This window comes from Pseudoalteromonas sp. S558 (assembly GCF_005886635.1).
In the GTDB taxonomy this organism is placed as follows: domain Bacteria; phylum Pseudomonadota; class Gammaproteobacteria; order Enterobacterales; family Alteromonadaceae; genus Pseudoalteromonas; species Pseudoalteromonas aliena.
Genome location: NZ_PNDU01000006.1, coordinates 1 through 17920, shown reverse-complemented (window position 1 = coordinate 17920; position 17920 = coordinate 1). Strand labels below are relative to the sequence as shown.

16 protein-coding genes are annotated in these 17920 nt (G+C 39.1%); 10 read left to right on the top strand and 6 right to left on the bottom strand.

What is annotated here, in order from left to right; genetic code table 11:
* Positions 1–37: 37 nt before the first annotated feature.
* Entirely contained in the window at positions 38–2932 is a 2895-nt protein-coding gene (gene rapA, locus CWB66_RS00305) for an RNA polymerase-associated protein RapA (protein ID WP_138583888.1), read from the top strand.
* 157 nt (positions 2933–3089) lie between these two features.
* Here the strand turns inward: rapA and CWB66_RS00300 are convergent, their stop codons facing one another.
* The 3 genes from CWB66_RS00300 to CWB66_RS00290 are packed head-to-tail and all read right to left on the bottom strand — an operon-like array spanning position 3090 to position 4460.
* Positions 3090–3911 carry a hypothetical protein gene (locus tag CWB66_RS00300; protein WP_138583887.1) on the bottom strand — a complete coding sequence of 274 codons (822 nt, stop codon included), beginning with the start codon at positions 3909–3911 and terminating at the stop codon, positions 3090–3092.
* Positions 3912–3945: 34 nt separating this feature from the next.
* The gene (locus CWB66_RS00295) at positions 3946–4233 is read right to left on the bottom strand and encodes a type II toxin-antitoxin system RelE/ParE family toxin (RefSeq protein ID WP_138583886.1); all 288 of its coding nucleotides are present in this window, start codon (positions 4231–4233) and stop codon (positions 3946–3948) included.
* Positions 4233–4460 (bottom strand): ribbon-helix-helix domain-containing protein, encoded by a 228-nt coding sequence (locus CWB66_RS00290; protein WP_033038999.1) that lies wholly within the window; start codon positions 4458–4460, stop codon positions 4233–4235. The genes CWB66_RS00295 and CWB66_RS00290 overlap by 1 nt, the downstream gene beginning before the upstream one ends.
* Before the next feature lie 130 nt (positions 4461–4590).
* On the opposite strand from CWB66_RS00290, the gene rluA reads away from it, so the two are divergent.
* Positions 4591–5244, top strand: coding sequence for a bifunctional tRNA pseudouridine(32) synthase/23S rRNA pseudouridine(746) synthase RluA (gene rluA, locus CWB66_RS00285; protein ID WP_138583885.1), 654 nt, complete (start codon positions 4591–4593; stop codon positions 5242–5244).
* Positions 5245–5336: 92 nt separating this feature from the next.
* Positions 5337–6269, top strand: a complete 933-nt coding sequence (locus CWB66_RS00280; RefSeq protein ID WP_138583884.1) for a DUF3530 family protein — start codon at positions 5337–5339, stop codon at positions 6267–6269.
* On the opposite strand, the gene djlA is transcribed toward CWB66_RS00280, so the two are convergent.
* The 3 genes from djlA to CWB66_RS00265 are packed head-to-tail and all read right to left on the bottom strand — an operon-like array spanning position 6252 to position 8816.
* Complete coding sequence (gene djlA / locus CWB66_RS00275; protein WP_138583883.1) at positions 6252–7115, bottom strand: co-chaperone DjlA; 864 nt, start codon at positions 7113–7115, stop codon at positions 6252–6254. The two genes, CWB66_RS00280 and djlA, sit on opposite strands and share 18 nt — an antisense overlap.
* 25 nt (positions 7116–7140) lie before the next feature.
* Positions 7141–7806, bottom strand: a complete 666-nt coding sequence (gene murU / locus CWB66_RS00270; protein ID WP_138583882.1) for an N-acetylmuramate alpha-1-phosphate uridylyltransferase MurU — start codon at positions 7804–7806, stop codon at positions 7141–7143.
* Positions 7803–8816, bottom strand: coding sequence for an aminoglycoside phosphotransferase family protein (locus CWB66_RS00265; protein WP_138583881.1), 1014 nt, complete (start codon positions 8814–8816; stop codon positions 7803–7805). The genes murU and CWB66_RS00265 overlap by 4 nt, the downstream gene beginning before the upstream one ends.
* Positions 8817–8927: 111 nt before the next feature.
* Here CWB66_RS00265 and lptD point away from each other — a divergent pair, with 111 nt between their 5' ends.
* The 7 genes from lptD to CWB66_RS00230 all read left to right on the top strand — a co-directional run bounded on the left by lptD (position 8928) and on the right by CWB66_RS00230 (position 17668).
* Positions 8928–11174, top strand: coding sequence for an LPS assembly protein LptD (gene lptD, locus CWB66_RS00260; RefSeq protein WP_138583880.1), 2247 nt, complete (start codon positions 8928–8930; stop codon positions 11172–11174).
* A 39-nt stretch (positions 11175–11213) separates the two neighbouring features.
* Complete coding sequence (surA, locus tag CWB66_RS00255) at positions 11214–12509, top strand: peptidylprolyl isomerase SurA (protein ID WP_138583879.1); 1296 nt, start codon at positions 11214–11216, stop codon at positions 12507–12509.
* 2 nt (positions 12510–12511) lie between these two features.
* Positions 12512–13510: a 4-hydroxythreonine-4-phosphate dehydrogenase PdxA gene (gene pdxA / locus CWB66_RS00250; protein WP_138583878.1), complete on the top strand. Its 999-nt coding sequence runs from the start codon at positions 12512–12514 to the stop codon at positions 13508–13510.
* Entirely contained in the window at positions 13500–14306 is an 807-nt protein-coding gene (rsmA, locus tag CWB66_RS00245; protein WP_077536923.1) for a 16S rRNA (adenine(1518)-N(6)/adenine(1519)-N(6))-dimethyltransferase RsmA, read from the top strand. Before pdxA ends, rsmA begins: the two co-directional genes overlap by 11 nt.
* A complete protein-coding gene (apaG, locus tag CWB66_RS00240) occupies positions 14290–14679 on the top strand; it encodes a Co2+/Mg2+ efflux facilitator ApaG/CorD (RefSeq protein ID WP_138583877.1) in 390 nt (129 codons plus the stop codon). The genes rsmA and apaG overlap by 17 nt, the downstream gene beginning before the upstream one ends.
* Before the next feature lie 16 nt (positions 14680–14695).
* On the top strand, positions 14696–15514 hold the full coding sequence (locus tag CWB66_RS00235) for a symmetrical bis(5'-nucleosyl)-tetraphosphatase (RefSeq protein ID WP_138583876.1): 819 nt from the start codon (positions 14696–14698) through the stop codon (positions 15512–15514).
* Positions 15515–15652: 138 nt separating this feature from the next.
* Positions 15653–17668: a methyl-accepting chemotaxis protein gene (locus CWB66_RS00230; protein WP_138583875.1), complete on the top strand. Its 2016-nt coding sequence runs from the start codon at positions 15653–15655 to the stop codon at positions 17666–17668.
* The last annotated feature ends 252 nt before the right edge of the window (positions 17669–17920 follow it).

The window sequence follows — 17920 nt, the reverse complement described above, 5'->3', positions numbered from 1 at the left end:
TAACATAGCCGCCTTTTTCATCATAGACGAGACATACATGAATTTTTCCTTAGGTCAGCGTTGGATCAGTGATACAGAGTCAGATTTAGGATTAGGCACCGTTGTTGCCATTGAAGGCCGTCAGGTCAGCATATTATTTCCTGCCAGTGGTGAGAGCCGTGTTTATTCTTCTGCAGAAGCACCTGTTACCCGTGTGGCATTTAATCCTGGCGATGTGATCAAAAGCGTTGAAGAATGGGAATTAGAAGTAGAGTCTATTGAAGTGCAAGGCGAGTTACTTTGTTATCATGGCACACGTGTTGATAACGGAGAAACAGCCGAGTTAAAAGAAACCTTTTTAGATCATTTTATTAAGTTTAATAAACCACAAGATCGTTTATTTGCGGGCCAAGTCGATCGTTTTGATCGCTACACACTTCGCTACCAAACGTGGTTACATAAATTTGAACGTGAACAATCGCCTATTAAAGGCTTAATTGGTCAGCGTGCTAATCTTATTCCGCACCAGCTTTATATTGCCCAAGAAGTGGGTAAACGTTTTGCACCACGCGTACTTTTATCAGATGAAGTAGGCCTTGGTAAAACAATTGAAGCGGGCATGATACTACATCAACAAATTATTAGTGGCCGTGCAAGCCGCGTACTTATTGTGGTGCCTGAAAACCTACAGCACCAATGGTTAGTAGAAATGCTACGCCGCTTTAACTTACGTTTTTCTATTTTTGATGAAGAGCGCTGCGACGAAGCATTTGCTGACTCTCCAAACGTATTTGATACAGAGCAATTGGTACTTACCAGCCTTGAGTTTTTAACCAAGAAAAAACGCTGGTTTGAACAAGCAACGCTTGCTGATTGGGATTTACTAGTTATAGATGAAGCCCATCACCTAAGTATAAATAACGGCAAGCCAAGCTCAGAGTACCAACGTATGGCAGAGCTTAGCCAAGATATTCCAGGCCTTATTTTACTTACCGCAACGCCTGATCAACTTGGTCACAGCAGCCACTTTGCACGTTTACAGTTACTCGATCCAGACCGTTTTTACGACTACGACGTGTTTAAAGAAGAAGAAGCAAATTATAAAGACGTAGCTGAAGCTGCAAATCAATTACTGCAAGAGCAAGCTCTGGACGACACAGCTAAAGCCACGCTAATTGAACTATTAAAAGAAACCGACATTACCGATATTCTTGCAAAAGCACAGCAAGGTAATTTACCAGCTCGTAAAGAAATACTTAACATGCTGCTCGATCGCCACGGCACAGGTCGTATATTATTTAGAAACAGCCGCAGCGGCATTGACGGCTACCCAAGTCGTAAATTACACGCCTACCCAATGGCATTACCAAAGCAGTATAAAACGGCTATGTCGGTTCTTGGTAACATGGGCGGCATTCAAAACCCTGAACTAAGTGCACACCGTGCTCTTTTTCCTGAAAAAATATTTCAAGAATTTGAAGGCGAAAGCGCAAGCTGGGGTTTATTCGATCCACGTGTAGATTGGTTAATCGACACCCTTAAAACACTTAAACGTGAAAAAGTACTACTTATATGTGCTAAAGCTGAAACAGCTATCAGCCTTGAGCAAATACTGCGTGAACGCGAAGCAATTAAAGCCTCGGTATTCCACGAAGGTATGTCTATTATTGAGCGTGACCGCGCTGCTGCATTTTTTGCAGATGAATATGATAATGCACAAATATTACTGTGTTCAGAAATTGGCTCAGAAGGTCGTAACTTCCAGTTCTCGCATCACTTAGTACTGTTTGATTTACCACTGAACCCAGATTTACTAGAGCAGCGTATTGGTCGATTAGACCGTATAGGTCAAACGCAAGATGTGAACATTCATGTGCCATATTTTGAAAACACCGCTCAAGAAGTATTGCTACGTTGGTACAACGAAGGTCTAGATGCATTCGAATCTACCTCGTCAACAGGCCAAATGCTTTATAAAGAGTTCCGTGATGATCTACTTGAATATATTTCTGCGCATAACTGCGATGAAGACGAACTCGATCCATTACTTGAGCAAGTAGCACAGCAAAATGCAGTACTGCGTAAAAAAATGGAAAGCGGACGAGATCGTTTACTAGAGCTACATTCATCGGGTCAAGGTGCTGCAGATTCGCTTGTAGCTGATATTGAAAAACTCGATAACCAGTTTGAGTTGCCAAGCTACATGATCAACGTGTTCGACACATTTGGTGTAAGCCAAGAAGATAAAGGCGAAAACACCATTATCTTAAAGCCAACTGAGCATATGTTAAGTGCCTCATTCCCATCACTTAAAGACGATGGCATGACGGTTACATTTGATCGCGACACGGCACTTTCGCAAGAAGACGTACACTTTATCAGCTGGGATCACCCTATGGTGCAAGGCACTATGGATATGATTTGTGACGATGACTTTGGTAGCGCATCAGTTGCACTGCTTAAAAACAAAAAATTACCGCCTGGCACCTTTTTTGTTGAGCTTATTTTTGTTGCAGAAGCAATGGCACCAAAAGTATTGCAAGTTGGTCGCTTTTTACCGCCTACACCAATTCGTATATTGCTCGATAAAGCAGGTAATAATCTAGGTGAAAACGTGGCTTTTGAAGGCTTTAATCAGCAGTTATCAGCCGTTGGCCGCCAAACAGCCAGTAAACTTGCGGGAGCACTGCAAAGCGCTGTTCACCCTATGATCACAACAGCTAAAGATATGGCACAAGAAAAACTTGAAGTTATTCGTGCAGCGTCGCTTGTTAAAATGCAAACATCACTTAGTGAAGAGCAAGAGCGACTTGTTGCCCTTAAGCAAATTAACCCAAATATTCGCCAAGAAGAAATAACGTTTTACGATAAGCAACGCAACGACCTAACTACGTATATTGAAAAAACGCAGTTACAACTTGATGCCATTCGACTAATAGTGGTTTCGCATTAAGGTTTAAGCTTTCAATATAAAGCTATACGTCGTTAGTAATACATTGCTAGTGAGTATAAACTAAAGAAAAGCGCGGTATTGATACCGCGCTTTTTTTCATAAAAATACATCTAAAACACAGTAACTATTCCGTCACTAGACTCACAATCTATATTAACTAGAAGCTAATACCTCCAATATTTTCGCTTATGTTCACGTCGAGATATTGCATTGCATCATGTAAATTTAAAATCAATTGGCTGACTGAGATTGCAAGCTTTTGGATATCATCCCTTGAAATATAATGAGCTTTTCCATCTTTTGTCTTTCCACTTCGATGAACACAATCATGCCTGATAAGTATTGCAGTCTCAAAATATCGCCTTTCATTTACTATCAGCTTTTGAAGATCAATATCTAATACATTCATATATATTTTACTAACTACCCCGAGATTATGATAAAGAATTTCTGATAATCTACTGGTGACTATATCTTCTAATAAATTAGGTTTTTGAATAATAAGCTTAAGAGAGTACGTCTCATTTTTAAGCTTTTCCGAAGTAAGGATGAACTTTTTTATATACTCATCTGAACTGAGTACATGGCACCTTAATGCATCACCAAAGTAAGTCTCCAACGTAATGATACATTGAGTATAAAACAGTCTATTAAAATAAGTATTATTGACATAGTTTTCTGATAAAAGATGATAGGTTAATTGATCTAAGTTAAATACGGCACTTTTAAATACAGCTTGATACTCACTTTCTTCTTCTCCTAGCTTATAACCATCATTTAGGTGATAATCAAAATTTAAAGAGTTAGGATCTTTACTTACATGCACCTGAAAAGGATTGCCACAGTTAGTGCAATTAAGGATTTCTAATTGGTGCTCAACCTCCCCGTCAATAGCAAGAGATAAGTCATTATTAGAATCGGGCTCATGACTATTTAATTCACCACATCGACTGCAATAAAACTCTATATTTCCATACATGAAACCTCCTTTGCTTGGTATCCAGATTAAATTTTCACAACCACTCTTGTGTATTTTGTCCACCCAAAATAGCCATAATTTCTACATTTTCTTCGGTAACCCTGTAATAAATACTGTCTGAACCACAGACTGCTCGCCGATAACCCTTACGTATATGCTCAACTGATTGGTAGAAATAAGGGTTTGCTGCTAGTTTTTCAAACATAGTAAAAAAAGCATAAAAATAATTATCTGCTTGCTGTTGTGAATATTCATCACAGCCGTACTGGTAAATGCGACGTAAATCTGCTTTAGCATCGTTTGAAAGCTTGTATGTACGCATTACTTCGTGCTTGATTTGAATTCTGCTAGCATTTCATCTGCAGATTGAGTGCTAAAGCCACTTTGCTCAGACTTTGCAAGCTTACTATTTATTACCTCAGCTCTTCGAGCACGCCTGATCAGGTCGTTTACCAGTTCACTTTTATTTGCGTAATCACCCACGTTTTCAACGTGATTACGCAGCCATAAATCATTTTGCTCAGTAAGCGAAATACTTTGTCTAGCCATAACATTAAACCTTACTTGCAATAGTTGGTGTAATTTTACACCAGAACAAAAAACACGCAATAAATTTTTCCCTTGAGCCTTCAGCCTCGCTCCACTAAAATAGCGCCCTTAAAAATCATTAAGGCAGGCTGTGTTAGTTAACTATAATCCCCCAATGAGCCCGTATTTAACAATACTTTTCCAAGACGACGACTTGCTCATCGTTAATAAACCCAGTGAGTTATTAACCGTCCCGGGTAAAGATCCTAAACATGCCGATTGTTTAATAAGCCGTGTTAATCGTGTTTTCCCAACAGCTAAAATAGTCCACCGTTTAGATATGGCAACATCAGGCATACTTTGCCTTGCTATGAATAAAGCAGCCCACAGGCATTTAAGCATGCAATTTCAAGAACGCGAAACAGCGAAGCGTTATATTGCACGTGTATTTGGGCAGCTTGAGCAAGAAATGGGAACCGTGGATCTGCCGCTTATTTGTGATTGGCCTAATCGCCCTAAACAAATGGTTGATCACGAAAATGGTAAGCCATCGCTTACGCACTTTAAAATACTTGAGCGCGAAGCCGATGCTACCCGTGTAGAGCTAACGCCAATAACAGGGCGCTCACATCAGTTACGTGTGCATATGCTAAGCCTTGGCCACCCTATTTTAGGTGATAGGCTCTATGCTCATAAAGACGCACTTGCCGCAGCGCCCCGCTTACAACTGCATGCACAAATGCTACAGCTAAAGCACCCAGTAACAGAGCAAGTACTTACATTTGAAGCAGAGCCTGAGTTTTAATAAGCTTTACTAATATTGATTATTAAATCATAACGCTAAACTTTTAGCGTGCAGCGCCGATATCTAATTAATATTAATTATTTAGGTTTATTATGGTATTTGCACCGTTTTTTAAAAATACGCTGTTTAACGTATTGCTAAGCAGTACGTTATTTTTAGGCATGCAAGTATCTGCTGCTGAGCATATTGCTCCGCCAAGTCTATCAAGCATTGAAAACGGCGATATTGAACGTCTACTGCCTAATGATGAAATAAAATCGATACTTGCAGGCGACACCGAATTTTTAAGTTTATACAGTGAATACATGAGCGCCGACTTTAGAGGTATTGTGTTACTTATACCTGATTGGCAAACAGCTCCTACTAACAATGCGGGCATGAGTTTTTTACGTAAAGAGTTAAATAACTTAGGCTACACAACTTACGCGATGACCGTACCCGATATAGATTGGCAAGCCAGCAAGATAGTACCTCCAATCACACCTGAAACAGCCACATCAATACCAGACACGACCGAAAGTGCAGACAAACCTACTGACATAAAAAAACAGGCAGAGCCTCATCATGTCGATGCAATAGAGAAAGTAACGAACGAAGTACTTGATAACTATAAAATAAACTTAATTGCTCGTTTTAATGCGTTATACCAAACTGCAATGGAGGAGCCTGGTAACATAGTGGTTATTACGCAAGGCACCAGTGCAGGTGTGTTGCTAGAACACTATGCCGACTTTCCAGAACAAAAAGTTGATGCATTTATAAGTTTAAGTAGTTACTTACCTAATACTAAGCGCAATAAAGATTTGAGCCAAACAACGTCACTTGTTACGCCAGCCTTACTCGATATTTACTACGCTGATGACAACAATGAAATTTTAATGAATCTTAAAAATCGTCAACGCTGGGTTAACCGTAATGCTAAATTTGATTATCGCCAACGAGCACTGTTTGGCTTGCGAGATCAACCAGAACAACATGCACGTTTGACTAAAGAAATTGACGGTTTTCTACGCCGCCTTTTTTAAATACTCGTAAGCAGCCTGAATATCTTGGCTCTTTTTAACAGCCAGCTCCATCATGTGCTTTGGTAACCCTTGCGATACCAGTTTATCAGGATGATGCTGCGCCATTAACTTACGATACGCTACTTTTATCTCACGCTCAGTAACACCATCATTAAGCCCTAGTAGCGCAAGTGCTTGTGCACGATCCATATTATTATTTGGTGGTACATGATGGCCAGAACCTTCACGATAGCTACTACTTTGCCCTTGGCTTTGTTGCTGCTTAAAGCGCTGTTGGTGCTGCCTAAAGTTAAACTCAGCTTGGTAGCGCTTTAGTACAAACGCAAAATGTGTTTTAGAAATACCTAACTGCTTACTAACTTCATGAAGAAGTTTTTTTTCTTGCTCAGCTAATACCCCATCGGAAAATGCCATTTGAATTTGAATTTCTAAAAACAATTGCATCAAATCATGACGTTTAGCAAAACGCTCTTTAAAATCACTTACGGTTTCTTTGAGTGAAAAATCTACACCTTTACCCGATGAAAAAGCATATTGAGCCTCACGACGATCCTCACCCTTCAAGCCCATTTCATCCATAAATAAATTAGCTGCTTTTATATGTACCTCACTAATTCGTCCATTCGATTTTGCGATGTGACCCATAACAGCAAAACAGCTCGAAAAGAATAACGCTTGACGCTCGTGTACATCGTCACCTTTAAATAAGCTTGAAAAGCCCCCCGCTTTATCAAAGTCACTTTTTAGGCTTTTATCAAATAAATGGCCTAAGTAAAGGCCAAGAATGGCTCCAAAAAATCGGCCAAACATAAAGCCAAAACAAAAACCGAGTATTTTTCCCCACATCTAAATAACTACCTTTTAGTAAATTTTATGTATTGGCTAGCGCTAAGCGCTCATTAAGTGTCACTAAACGTTCGGGTGTACCTATATCATCCCACTGACCAATATAGAGTTCGGTTGAGATTAAACGTTCACTTAATTTTTTACGCAATATTGGCCCAAGTGGACAGCTACCCAGTTCAATACCTTTAAAAAAGTCCGCTTGGTAACGACTAATACCTGAGAATGTATATTTTGGACTTTCGGGCGATAAATGGCTTAACGTAAAATCTCCCTCAGGGTTATGTGGTGGATTTTCTATTAATACTATGTGCGCCTCACCTGGTTGTAGGTGCAACTGAGCAAGCGAGCTGACATCGTAATCGGTAAATATATCGCCATTAATAACAATAAATGAATCCCCTAATAATGGTAGCGCTTGAATAATGCCACCTGCAGTTTCAAGCCCTCCCTTAATTTCTTGGCTGTACTCTATGCTTACACCAAACTGGCTACCATCTTTAAAGTAATCTTTGATTTTATCACCTTGCCACGCGAGATTTATTACAATATCGCTAATACCAGCGGCTTTTAAACTATTAATGTGGTGCTCAATCAGCGGTTTTCCAGCCACTTTTAGCATAGGCTTTGGCATGTTTTGGGTGAGTGGCATCATGCGTTGTCCGCGCCCTGCGGCTAGAATCATCGCTTTCATTTGCGCTCCTTTGCTAACTTTTCAATCACTTTTGGCACTATGCTATTTTTAGTCCAATCACTCAACGCTTTAAGCTCGGGATAATTAGCCGCTACCTCAATGATGTAATCAAGAGTAGGTAAAATATTGTCTAAATAGCCGGCCTTACCATCGCGTAAATATAATCGACAAAAAATACCTGCCGCTTTTAGATGACGTTGCAGGCCTGTTAAATCAAACCAATATTTAAACTCATTAAATGAAGTGTTAGCCACTAAGTTTTGACGAGTAAACTCACCGTAACCAAATTCAAGTAAAGTTGTTAGCTCATCTTTTGGTAATTTAAAGTAACAATCGCGTAGTAGCGATACGAGATCATAGCAAAGCGGACCGCGAACTGTATCTTGATAATCTATAATTGCCCATTGACCATCGCTATTCATTATATTGCGACTATGGTAGTCGCGATGCATTGTTACAGTAGGTTGAACTAACATCACCTCAGTTAAAAGCTTGCAGCTTGCTTGCCACATTGTTTGCAGTTGGGTATTTGACTCTAAGGTAGATTCAAGATCTATAAAACCATTAACTAACCATTGTTTAAATATATCTAATTCAAGCGTAATAAAATCTTTATTATAAGCTTGCATATATGGCGATGCCGGTGTTTTTGCCCACTGCGCACTTAACGTAATTAACTGTTGATAATACGTGACCCTATTTACATCATCGAGCATATCGGCCAAATGTGTACACCCTAAATCGCTCAATATAAAAAAGCCCTGTGTTTCATCACTGGCTATAATACGAGGTAATAAAAAACCGTGTTCAGTAAATACAGGATTGAGCAGTATATAAGGAGTGTTATTCACTTTTTGTGGATCTGAGTCCATCACTATAAAGCGTTCATTAGCGTAATTTAAACGATAATAACGCCTAAAACTCGCATCGGCCGTAATAGCCGTTAAGGTAGCTACCTGAGTATTAAAGTGTGTGTTTATAAATTGTTGTAAATTTTTAAAGCGTGTCATTTTATAAGATATCTACTTTTCACTAAGTTAATTAGGTCAATTACTGTATTTGCCATTATTTTCCTTTATTATGTCTAGCCTAAATAAAATAAAAAACATTGAGGTCTATAAATGAGCAAAACCTGGGGCATATTGATGCTAAGCGTTCTTAGCGCACCATCGCTTGCCGAAACTGAATTTGCGCACAAATTTTGTGGCACTTCAATGCAAACCAGAGCTTGGCAACCGCTTCCAGGTCTCAAACTTGGTACAGTTGACATTAAAGCTGATGATGTAGAGCTCTTGGGCACCCAAAGCGCTGAATTTACCGGCAATGTTGATATTAACACCGTTAAGATGAGTTTGTCCGCACAAACCGCCCTGATAGACAAGCAACGCGGTTTATTAAATGCAACAGGCCCAATTACTTACCGAGATACTATTAGCCAAATAAGTAGTACGGGCTTAAACGCTGACCTAAATAATTCAGAAGTTAGTTTGCTTGGTGCAGACTACAGCTTAACTGAGCAACAAGGTAAAGGCGGTGCTGAAAAGCTATCAATTAATGAGTCTGGCTTAATGCTCATGAATGCAAGCTTTACTGCTTGCCCTGGCGAAACCCCTGCATGGGAAATTGAAGCGGACGAAATTAATTTATCGCGCGAGGAAGGCTGGGGCGAAACACATAACGCTATATTACGGATTCTTGATACACCCGTTTTATATTTGCCATATTTTACTTTCCCGCTTGATGAGCGCCGCAAATCGGGCTTGCTTACACCAAACATCTCAAGTTCGGATAAATATGGACTTGAAACAATAACGCCATATTACTGGAATATTGCACCTAATTTAGATGCCACCATTACGCCACGCTATATGTCGCGCAAAGGCCTGCAACTACAAACAGAGTTTAGATACTTAACAGAGCAACACGAAGGCTTAGTCGGTATAGAGTACTTAAACAAAGATGACTCTGAACCCGATCTTGGTGAACGTTATATGTTTCATTGGCAACAAAGAAGCTATATAGGTGAAAATTGGCGCGCTAACGTTGATATCAGTAACGTAAGCGATGATAACTATATTACTGATTTAAAATCTAACTACGCCAGTAAAACTGACACCCAATTATATCGTACAGGTTCACTAACCCATCTCGGCGAGACGTGGCGTACAGATATTAAAGTACAAAACTTTGAAGTACTAGGTGATCATTTAAAGTCATATACCGCAATACCGCAAATTAACTTTACGCAAACAGCACCGTGGCGCGTTGATAATTTTGATTTAAGCATCGCTGGTGAAATAAGCCATTTTACGAATGATTCAGCGGTTATTGATCAAGCAACACGTGTTCATATTGAACCTAAAGCACGCTTTGATTATAAAGAGCATGCATGGTCTTTTTTGTCTGAAATAAGTTTATTGCAAACAAATTATAAACAACATGGTGATTTAAAAGGGACACAATACCGCGAAAGTATATCTCGAACGATTCCAAAAGTTCGCTTATATTCTCAACTCAATTTTGAGCGTGATACATCCTATTTTATTGAAGATGGTATTCAAACCCTAGAGCCACAAATTCAATATTTGTATACAACCAATAAAGATCAATCTGATATTGGCTTATTTGATACCACTAAACTACAAGACGATTATTACGGTTTATTTAGAGACGTTCGCTTTTCGGGGGTTGACCGCATTGCTGCTGCCAATCAATTCACTCTTGGTGCAACAACGCGCTTGTTCGATAAAAAACAAGAAGAGGTATTTAACTTTAGTGCCGGACAAATATTTTATTTAAGTGATTCAGCTAAGCCTACAGAGCAAGGGCTAGCCTCTGGTACTAATTACAATGCATTATTTGCGGCACAAACCATGTTACATTGGCATCGCCGTTGGTACTTCTCTGGCGGTATTCAATATGATACCGATAGTAAACAGATGATCCAATCAAATGCGACCTTAGATTATAAAGGTGACAATAATCAACTAGTACAATTGAACCATCGCTATGCAAATGATGTCTCAGGAAATACAATTGAACAAGCAGGCGTTTTTACAAGCATTCCAATTAGTGACGAATGGAAGTTTATTGCAAGCTATCATCGTGACCTCGATAATAATAGAAGTGTTGAAATATTGAGTGGCTTGCAGTATGAATCATGCTGTTGGGCATTCCAAATTACTGGCCATCGTCAAATTGAAACAGATTTGAACCAGTCAATAGGACAAGAGCAGGCAACTTTTGATTCAAGCATTCGTTTGAATTTTGTATTAAAAGGGCTTGGTAGTAAAAACAGTTACGATGCACAAAAATTATTACAGCAAGGTATTTTTGGTTATCGTAGACCGTATTTTCTTAATAACTAGTATCACAATAGTACTATTAGCAAGAGTAGTAAAAAGAATATGAATTTAAAAAAATTATTAACATCAGCAGTTTTAAGTGTCAGCCTTTGCCAAAGTGCAGTAGCGGCTCCGGTAGAGATTGATAAGGTCGTAGGCGTTGTAAACGAAGGAGTTATTTTAAAAAGCGAAGTTAACACCATTATAAATCGTGTTAAAAAGCAAGCCAAAGAGCAAAATCAACAACTGCCTAAAGACGAAACACTTCGTGTACAAGCAATAGAGCGTTTAGTAAGTCAAACACTAATGATGCAAATGGCCGATCGTATGGGCCTAGAAATATCTGATAGCCAACTTGATCAAACATTAGCAAGCATGGCTAAAGATCAAGGCGGAAGCATTGCCGATTTACGTCGCACTGTTGAAGACTCAGGCGAGAGCTTTCAAGCATACCGAGAAGAAATACGCAGAGAAATTACAACGCAACAAGTAACGCGAGCAAATGTAGATCGTCGCATTTACATTAGCGAGCAAGAAGTTGATAATCTCTTAAAAATTATGGAGAGCCAAGGTCAAAATACTGAAGAGTATGATATTGGTCATATCCTTATTGATATTCCTAACAATGCAAGCGCTGATGAAATCGCTGATGCTAAGGTTCGTGCAGATAAAGTCATTGAGTTTTTGCAAGACGGCCAAGAATTTAAACGTATTGCAATTTCTTCATCTAGTGGTTCAAAAGCACTTGAAGGCGGACAACTTGGCTGGATGGGCATCAATGAAATGCCGTCATTATTTGCGGAAGCAGTAAAGGGCCAAAAAAGCGGCGCTATTATTGGTCCACTTCGTTCTGGTGCTGGCTTTCATATTATTAAAGTTCAAGAAATCCGTGGGCGTCAAGTTGTTGAAACAACTGAAGTTAAATCTCGACATATACTGATTAAACCATCAATTATTTTAAGTGAAGAAAAAGCACGTAATATGCTTATTGGTTTTGCCAAAGAGTTGCGCGCAGGCACTGCAGATTTTGCCGAGTTAGCTAAAGAACATTCTGAAGATCCTGGTTCAGCACTTAAAGGCGGTGAATACGACTGGACCGATCCAACAACATACGTTCCAGCATTTAAAGATGCCCTACTTTCACTCAACCAAGATGAAATTAGCGAACCATTTAGAACTCAATACGGTTGGCATATAGTTCAACTATTAGGTAAACGTGTGGCTGATAAAACAGACTTAGCTAAACGTAATCGTGCACACGGCATGCTATTTAACCGTAAATTTAAGGAAGAAAGTTTTAATTGGCAGCAAGAAATGCGCGAGCAAGCTTACGTAAACATTCTTCCTACAGACGAGTAAATATGACTTTACGAATTGCCATTACTCTAGGTGAGCCTGCTGGTATCGGCCCAGACTTGCTACTCACGCTTGCTCAGCAAGCGTGGGATGCACAGCTTGTTGTTATTGCCGATAGCAAATTACTCAAAGAGCGCGCAAAACACCTTGGTTTATCTATTAATTTAATTAAATTTGATGAGAATAAGCCAGCATTACCCGCTCCAGCAGGCAGTGTATACATAGATCAAGTCGATTTAGCTGCTAAGGTAGAGCTTGGTGTACTGAACGATGCAAATGGTCAATATGTATTAGATACTTTGCGCATAGCAAGTGAAAAAAATATGAATGGCACATACGATGCTGTTGTTACTGGGCCTGTGCATAAAGGCATTATTAACAAAGCAGGCATCTCGTTTAGCGGCCATACAGAGTACTTTGCACAGCAATCAAATACCGCTGATGTGGTGATGATGTTAGCAACTGAAGGACTTAGGGTTGCACTCGTAACAACTCATATACCGCTTGCTTACGTATCACGTGCGATTACCGAAGATAGGTTAATTAAAGTTGCTGGGATTTTAAATCACGACTTACAAACTAAGTTTGGTATCGAAAAACCTCGAATATTAGTGTGTGGATTAAACCCACATGCAGGAGAAGATGGCCACCTTGGCCGTGAAGAAATAGAAACGATTACTCCTACACTCGAAATACTGAGAAGCCAAGGAATGAATCTAATTGGCCCTTTACCTGCCGACACCCTGTTTCAAGATAAATATTTATCGCAAGCAGATGCCGTACTTGCTATGTATCACGATCAGGGTTTACCTGTGCTAAAATACAAAGGATTTGGTAAATCGGTGAATATAACACTCGGCTTACCATTTATTCGCACCTCAGTTGATCATGGTACTGCGCTAGATTTAGCCGGTGCAGGTACAGCTGATGTTGGCAGTTTTGAATTAGCGATCCGCGAAGCAATTAAGCTCGCCCAAGAAAAAGCACAAATCAATGACCGATAAAGTACATTTAGGACACCGCGCCCGTAAACGTTTTGGGCAAAACTTTTTATTCGACGAAATGATTATCGATAAAATAGTCTCTGCTATTGATCCTAAACCAGAAGATAACTTAGTAGAGATTGGCCCTGGCCTTGGCGCAATTACTGAACCTGTTGCTGAGCTAAGTGGCCATCTAACGGTTGTTGAATTAGATAAAGATTTAGCACAACGTTTAATTGAGCATCCTTTTTTAGGTCCTAAGCTAACAGTAAACCAGGGCGATGCAATGACGTTTGACTTTGCAAGCTTAGTTAGAGATGACAAAAAATTAAAAGTGTTTGGTAACTTACCTTATAATATTTCAACACCATTATTGTTCCACCTTTTTGAGTTTGCTGACAATATTGAACACATGCACTTTATGCTACAAAAAGAAGTAGTAAAACGTATGGTGGCAGGTCCTGGCAGCAAAACGTTTGGTCGTCTAAGCGTAATGACTCAATATTACTGTAACGCAATGCCAGTGATAGAAGTTCCACCTGAGTGTTTTAAACCTGCACCTAAGGTAGATTCAGCTGTAATTCGCCTAATACCTAAGAAACCAGAACAACGCACTGCAAAAAGCGTTAAAATTTTAAATACGGTTTGTCTTGAAGCCTTTAACCAACGTCGTAAAACATTACGAAACAGTTTAGGTAATCTACTAACCGCTGAAGAGCTTACCAGCATTGGAATAGATGTAACATTACGTGCTGAACGCTTATCTTTACAACAATTTATTGATATAGCTAACTGGATTTATGACAACAAGCAGTAATATTGGATCACCTGTAAAAGTATCGGTAGAAACATTTTACGTAGAAGGCCAATCACAACCTGAAATTGAAAAATACGTATTTGCTTATTCGGTAACAATTAGAAATCACAGCCTTTGTAGTGCTAAATTGCTCAGTCGATACTGGTTGATAACAGATGCAAATGGTAAAGAAATTGAAGTTGAGGGCGAAGGGGTTGTAGGCGAAATGCCAACAATTGGGCCTGGGGAAAGTTACAAATACACGAGCGGTGCTATACTCGATACTCCAGTAGGTACTATGCAAGGGCATTATACTTTACGTAACGAATTTGGTTCTGAGTTCCAAGCCCCTATTAACGTGTTTCGTTTGGCATGTCCTAATATTTTACATTAAGTAATGGCTATATCTGATGGCTGATTATGCGATAGGCGATTTACAAGGCTGCTTTAGTGAGTTTAACGCCTTACTGCAACGAGTTGACTTTAATCCTAGTAAAGATCATCTTTATTTGGTGGGCGATATAATAGCACGAGGGCCGGACTCCCTAGCTTGCTTAGATTATATTTATAAACACCAAAATAGCGTAACCATCACTCTTGGCAATCATGATCTGCACATGATTGCCTGCCATTATCTTAATAAACCCGCCAACCCAAAAGATAAACTCACTGCAATATTTGATAGCAATAAACTACAGCGCTATATTAGTTATTTGCAAACTCAACCACTTGCATTATATTTAGAAAAACACAATAGTTTTATATCTCATGCTGGACTCAATCCTGATTGGTCAGTTAAGCAAGCTTTAAAGCACGCGCAATTTGCACAGACCTGTTATCAATCAAATAACGCTAAAATGTTTTTCAAACTGATGTATCAACCTCATCCTATAGCGTGGTCAAGCGCTCTTGATGAATTTGAAAAGTTTCGATACATAGTTAACTATTTCACTCGGATGCGCTTTTTAACACAAGATAATAAATTAGAACTTAATGCAAAAGGCGCAATAACCCAGAGTAACACTTTAATCTCTTGGTTTTGTCATCCAAATATTTACAATGTAAAACAAGACATTGTTTTTGGTCACTGGGCTGCTCTTAAAGGTGAAACTGGTTACAAGCACGTACATGCTTTGGATACAGGCTGTGTATGGGGTAACAGCATGACCTTAATGGAACTCGCGAATAAAAAAAGAATTACCGAAAAATCCCATCTTTTGTCTAAATAAACTGAAAAAAAACTGTACATCTGTTAGGTTTGTAGACTAAGAGTTAAAATATAATTAAATATATTGTTGTTAATTACTTAACTTATCAGCATAAATGCCGATAAGTTTTAAATGAAGTACTTTTGAGTGGAAATCCATATGAATCTAACTGTAAGGCAACGTATCTGGGGTGGTTTTATATTCATCACACTTTTACTTTTAATAATTGGTGGCAATTCTCTAATAAAAATAGCCAATATTGACCGTTCTACTCAAAAAGTGAACCTCTTATCGCTTCCTGCATTGAACAAGAGTTCTGAGCTACAAGCCGAATTTATCTTAATGAGTAAAGCTGCCCAAGCTAGCTTTTATACCTCGTCAGCAAGTGAGCTGGAGCCAATAAAAAAACGTGTACTAGAACAAAAAAAGCTATTCGATACGCTTCATAGCGAACTACAGGCTGTTGTTAAAGAAGATCCCGTACTAAGTCAAAACAGCCAAAATGTAGAAAAAACATATTTAAGCTTTTTAGGCACTGTTGAGAACTTAATCGCAGACAAAGGAAAGCAGCTCGCGCTAAATAAAACATTAAAAGCGCAGCTTGAAAAAATAGAGCTTAATGCTGAAGACGCAAACTCTTTGGTTCTTGATATCATTGATATTGATGGATTAGAAGAAAATCACCCTCGCGCATTTCAAGCCGCTAATAATTTAGAAAATAACTTTATGTCGGTTGTAAGTAACAGTACAGATATGCTGACCGTTAAAACACTTAACACTCTCGATATTGTTAAAAATGAGCAAACCTATTACTTAGATGAAGTGATACGCACCGTCGCTTTAATCAAACCAGCTATAGAGCAAAGCCATAGTGATTTATTTGGCAGCCTTAAAGGGTTTGTCGATACTCTAGAAAACAACATCAAAGGCAGTAACAGTTTAGCTGCAAATAAAAAGCGGTTAATTGATGCTATTACGCTTACAGAAAAAGAACTTGCGCAATCTGAACAAGCAACAAAAATGGCGCTAAATCAAATTGATGAATTAGTTAACCGAGCTAGTGACGAAGCATTTAAACTTCAAGAAGGGGTTCGTAATGATGTAGATTCTGCCAATTTATGGACATGGGTTGGTATGATCATTGCGACTATTCTTGCGATTCTTATTGCAGTTATTACCGTAAGCCGAATTACCAAACCGCTTGCTGAAGTTAATCGTATTTTAGATATTGTTGCCAGTGGTGACATGACACAGCGATTAGATGACAGTGCTAAAGATGAATTTGGCGAACTATCTAAAAGTTGTAATACATTAATAGATAGCTTACGTAGTTTGATTAAAGGTATTATTTCTCGCTCAACCCAACTTGCTGCTGCATCTGAGCAGACATCTGCAATTACAGCTGAATCAAGCCAAGCAATTCGTAATCAACAGGCTCAGGTTGAGCAAGCTGCAACTGCAACAACCGAAATGAGTAGCACATCGCAAACAGTTAGTAATAGCGCACAGCAAGCCTTAAGTGAAATTAAAAATGCCGATAAAGAAGCTGAACGCGTTAAAGGTATTTCTAATAATAACAAAGCAACTATTGAACAGTTGGCTCGTGAAGTTGATGACGCCTCCTTGGTTATTAATAAGCTACATCAAGACAGTGCATCAATTGGCAGTATACTAGATGTAATACGTGGTATTGCAGATCAAACCAACTTGCTAGCATTAAATGCCGCGATTGAAGCTGCTCGTGCTGGTGAGTATGGTAGAGGCTTTGCCGTTGTAGCTGACGAGGTCCGCTCTTTAGCAAGTAAAACTCAAGAGTCTACCCAAGAGATACAATCAATGATTGAATCACTACAGACTGGCGCAGAAGCCGCCGTAACGGCAATGGGCAAAGGTAAACAGCGTGCCGTATCGTGTGTTGAACAATCTGATCTTGCAAGCACTGCTCTTGACTCAATCACATTTGCTGTATCACAAGCTCACGATGTCAGTGAAGAAATCTCCACTGCCGCGCTTGAGCAGCAGCAAGTAGCCCAAGAAATTAGCGAGCGCCTCGAGTCAATTGTAGCGATTGCAGAACAAACAGCTGAAGGCGCAAGTCAAACAAACATTTCGAGCTCTGAAGTTGCGAAACTGGCTGAAGAATTACGCTTATCTGTAGATGCTTTCAAAGTGTAAATTTGAACTTATAATTTAATAAAAAGCCGTATTTAATAACTTAAATACGGCTTTTTTATTTAGATCACTATATTTAAATAACCTGAGCTCTGGTTAAGAGATTTACTAACGTATTGAATCATGGTGATATTTAAATTTATTTTCTCTAGCCAGAGATTTTCAGTGAAAACAAGGCGAATTTACGCGTCAATAGCGGGCCTATTGCAAGTAAATTCAACGCAGTTAGTGAGTTATTTAATACGCTAAAATGAT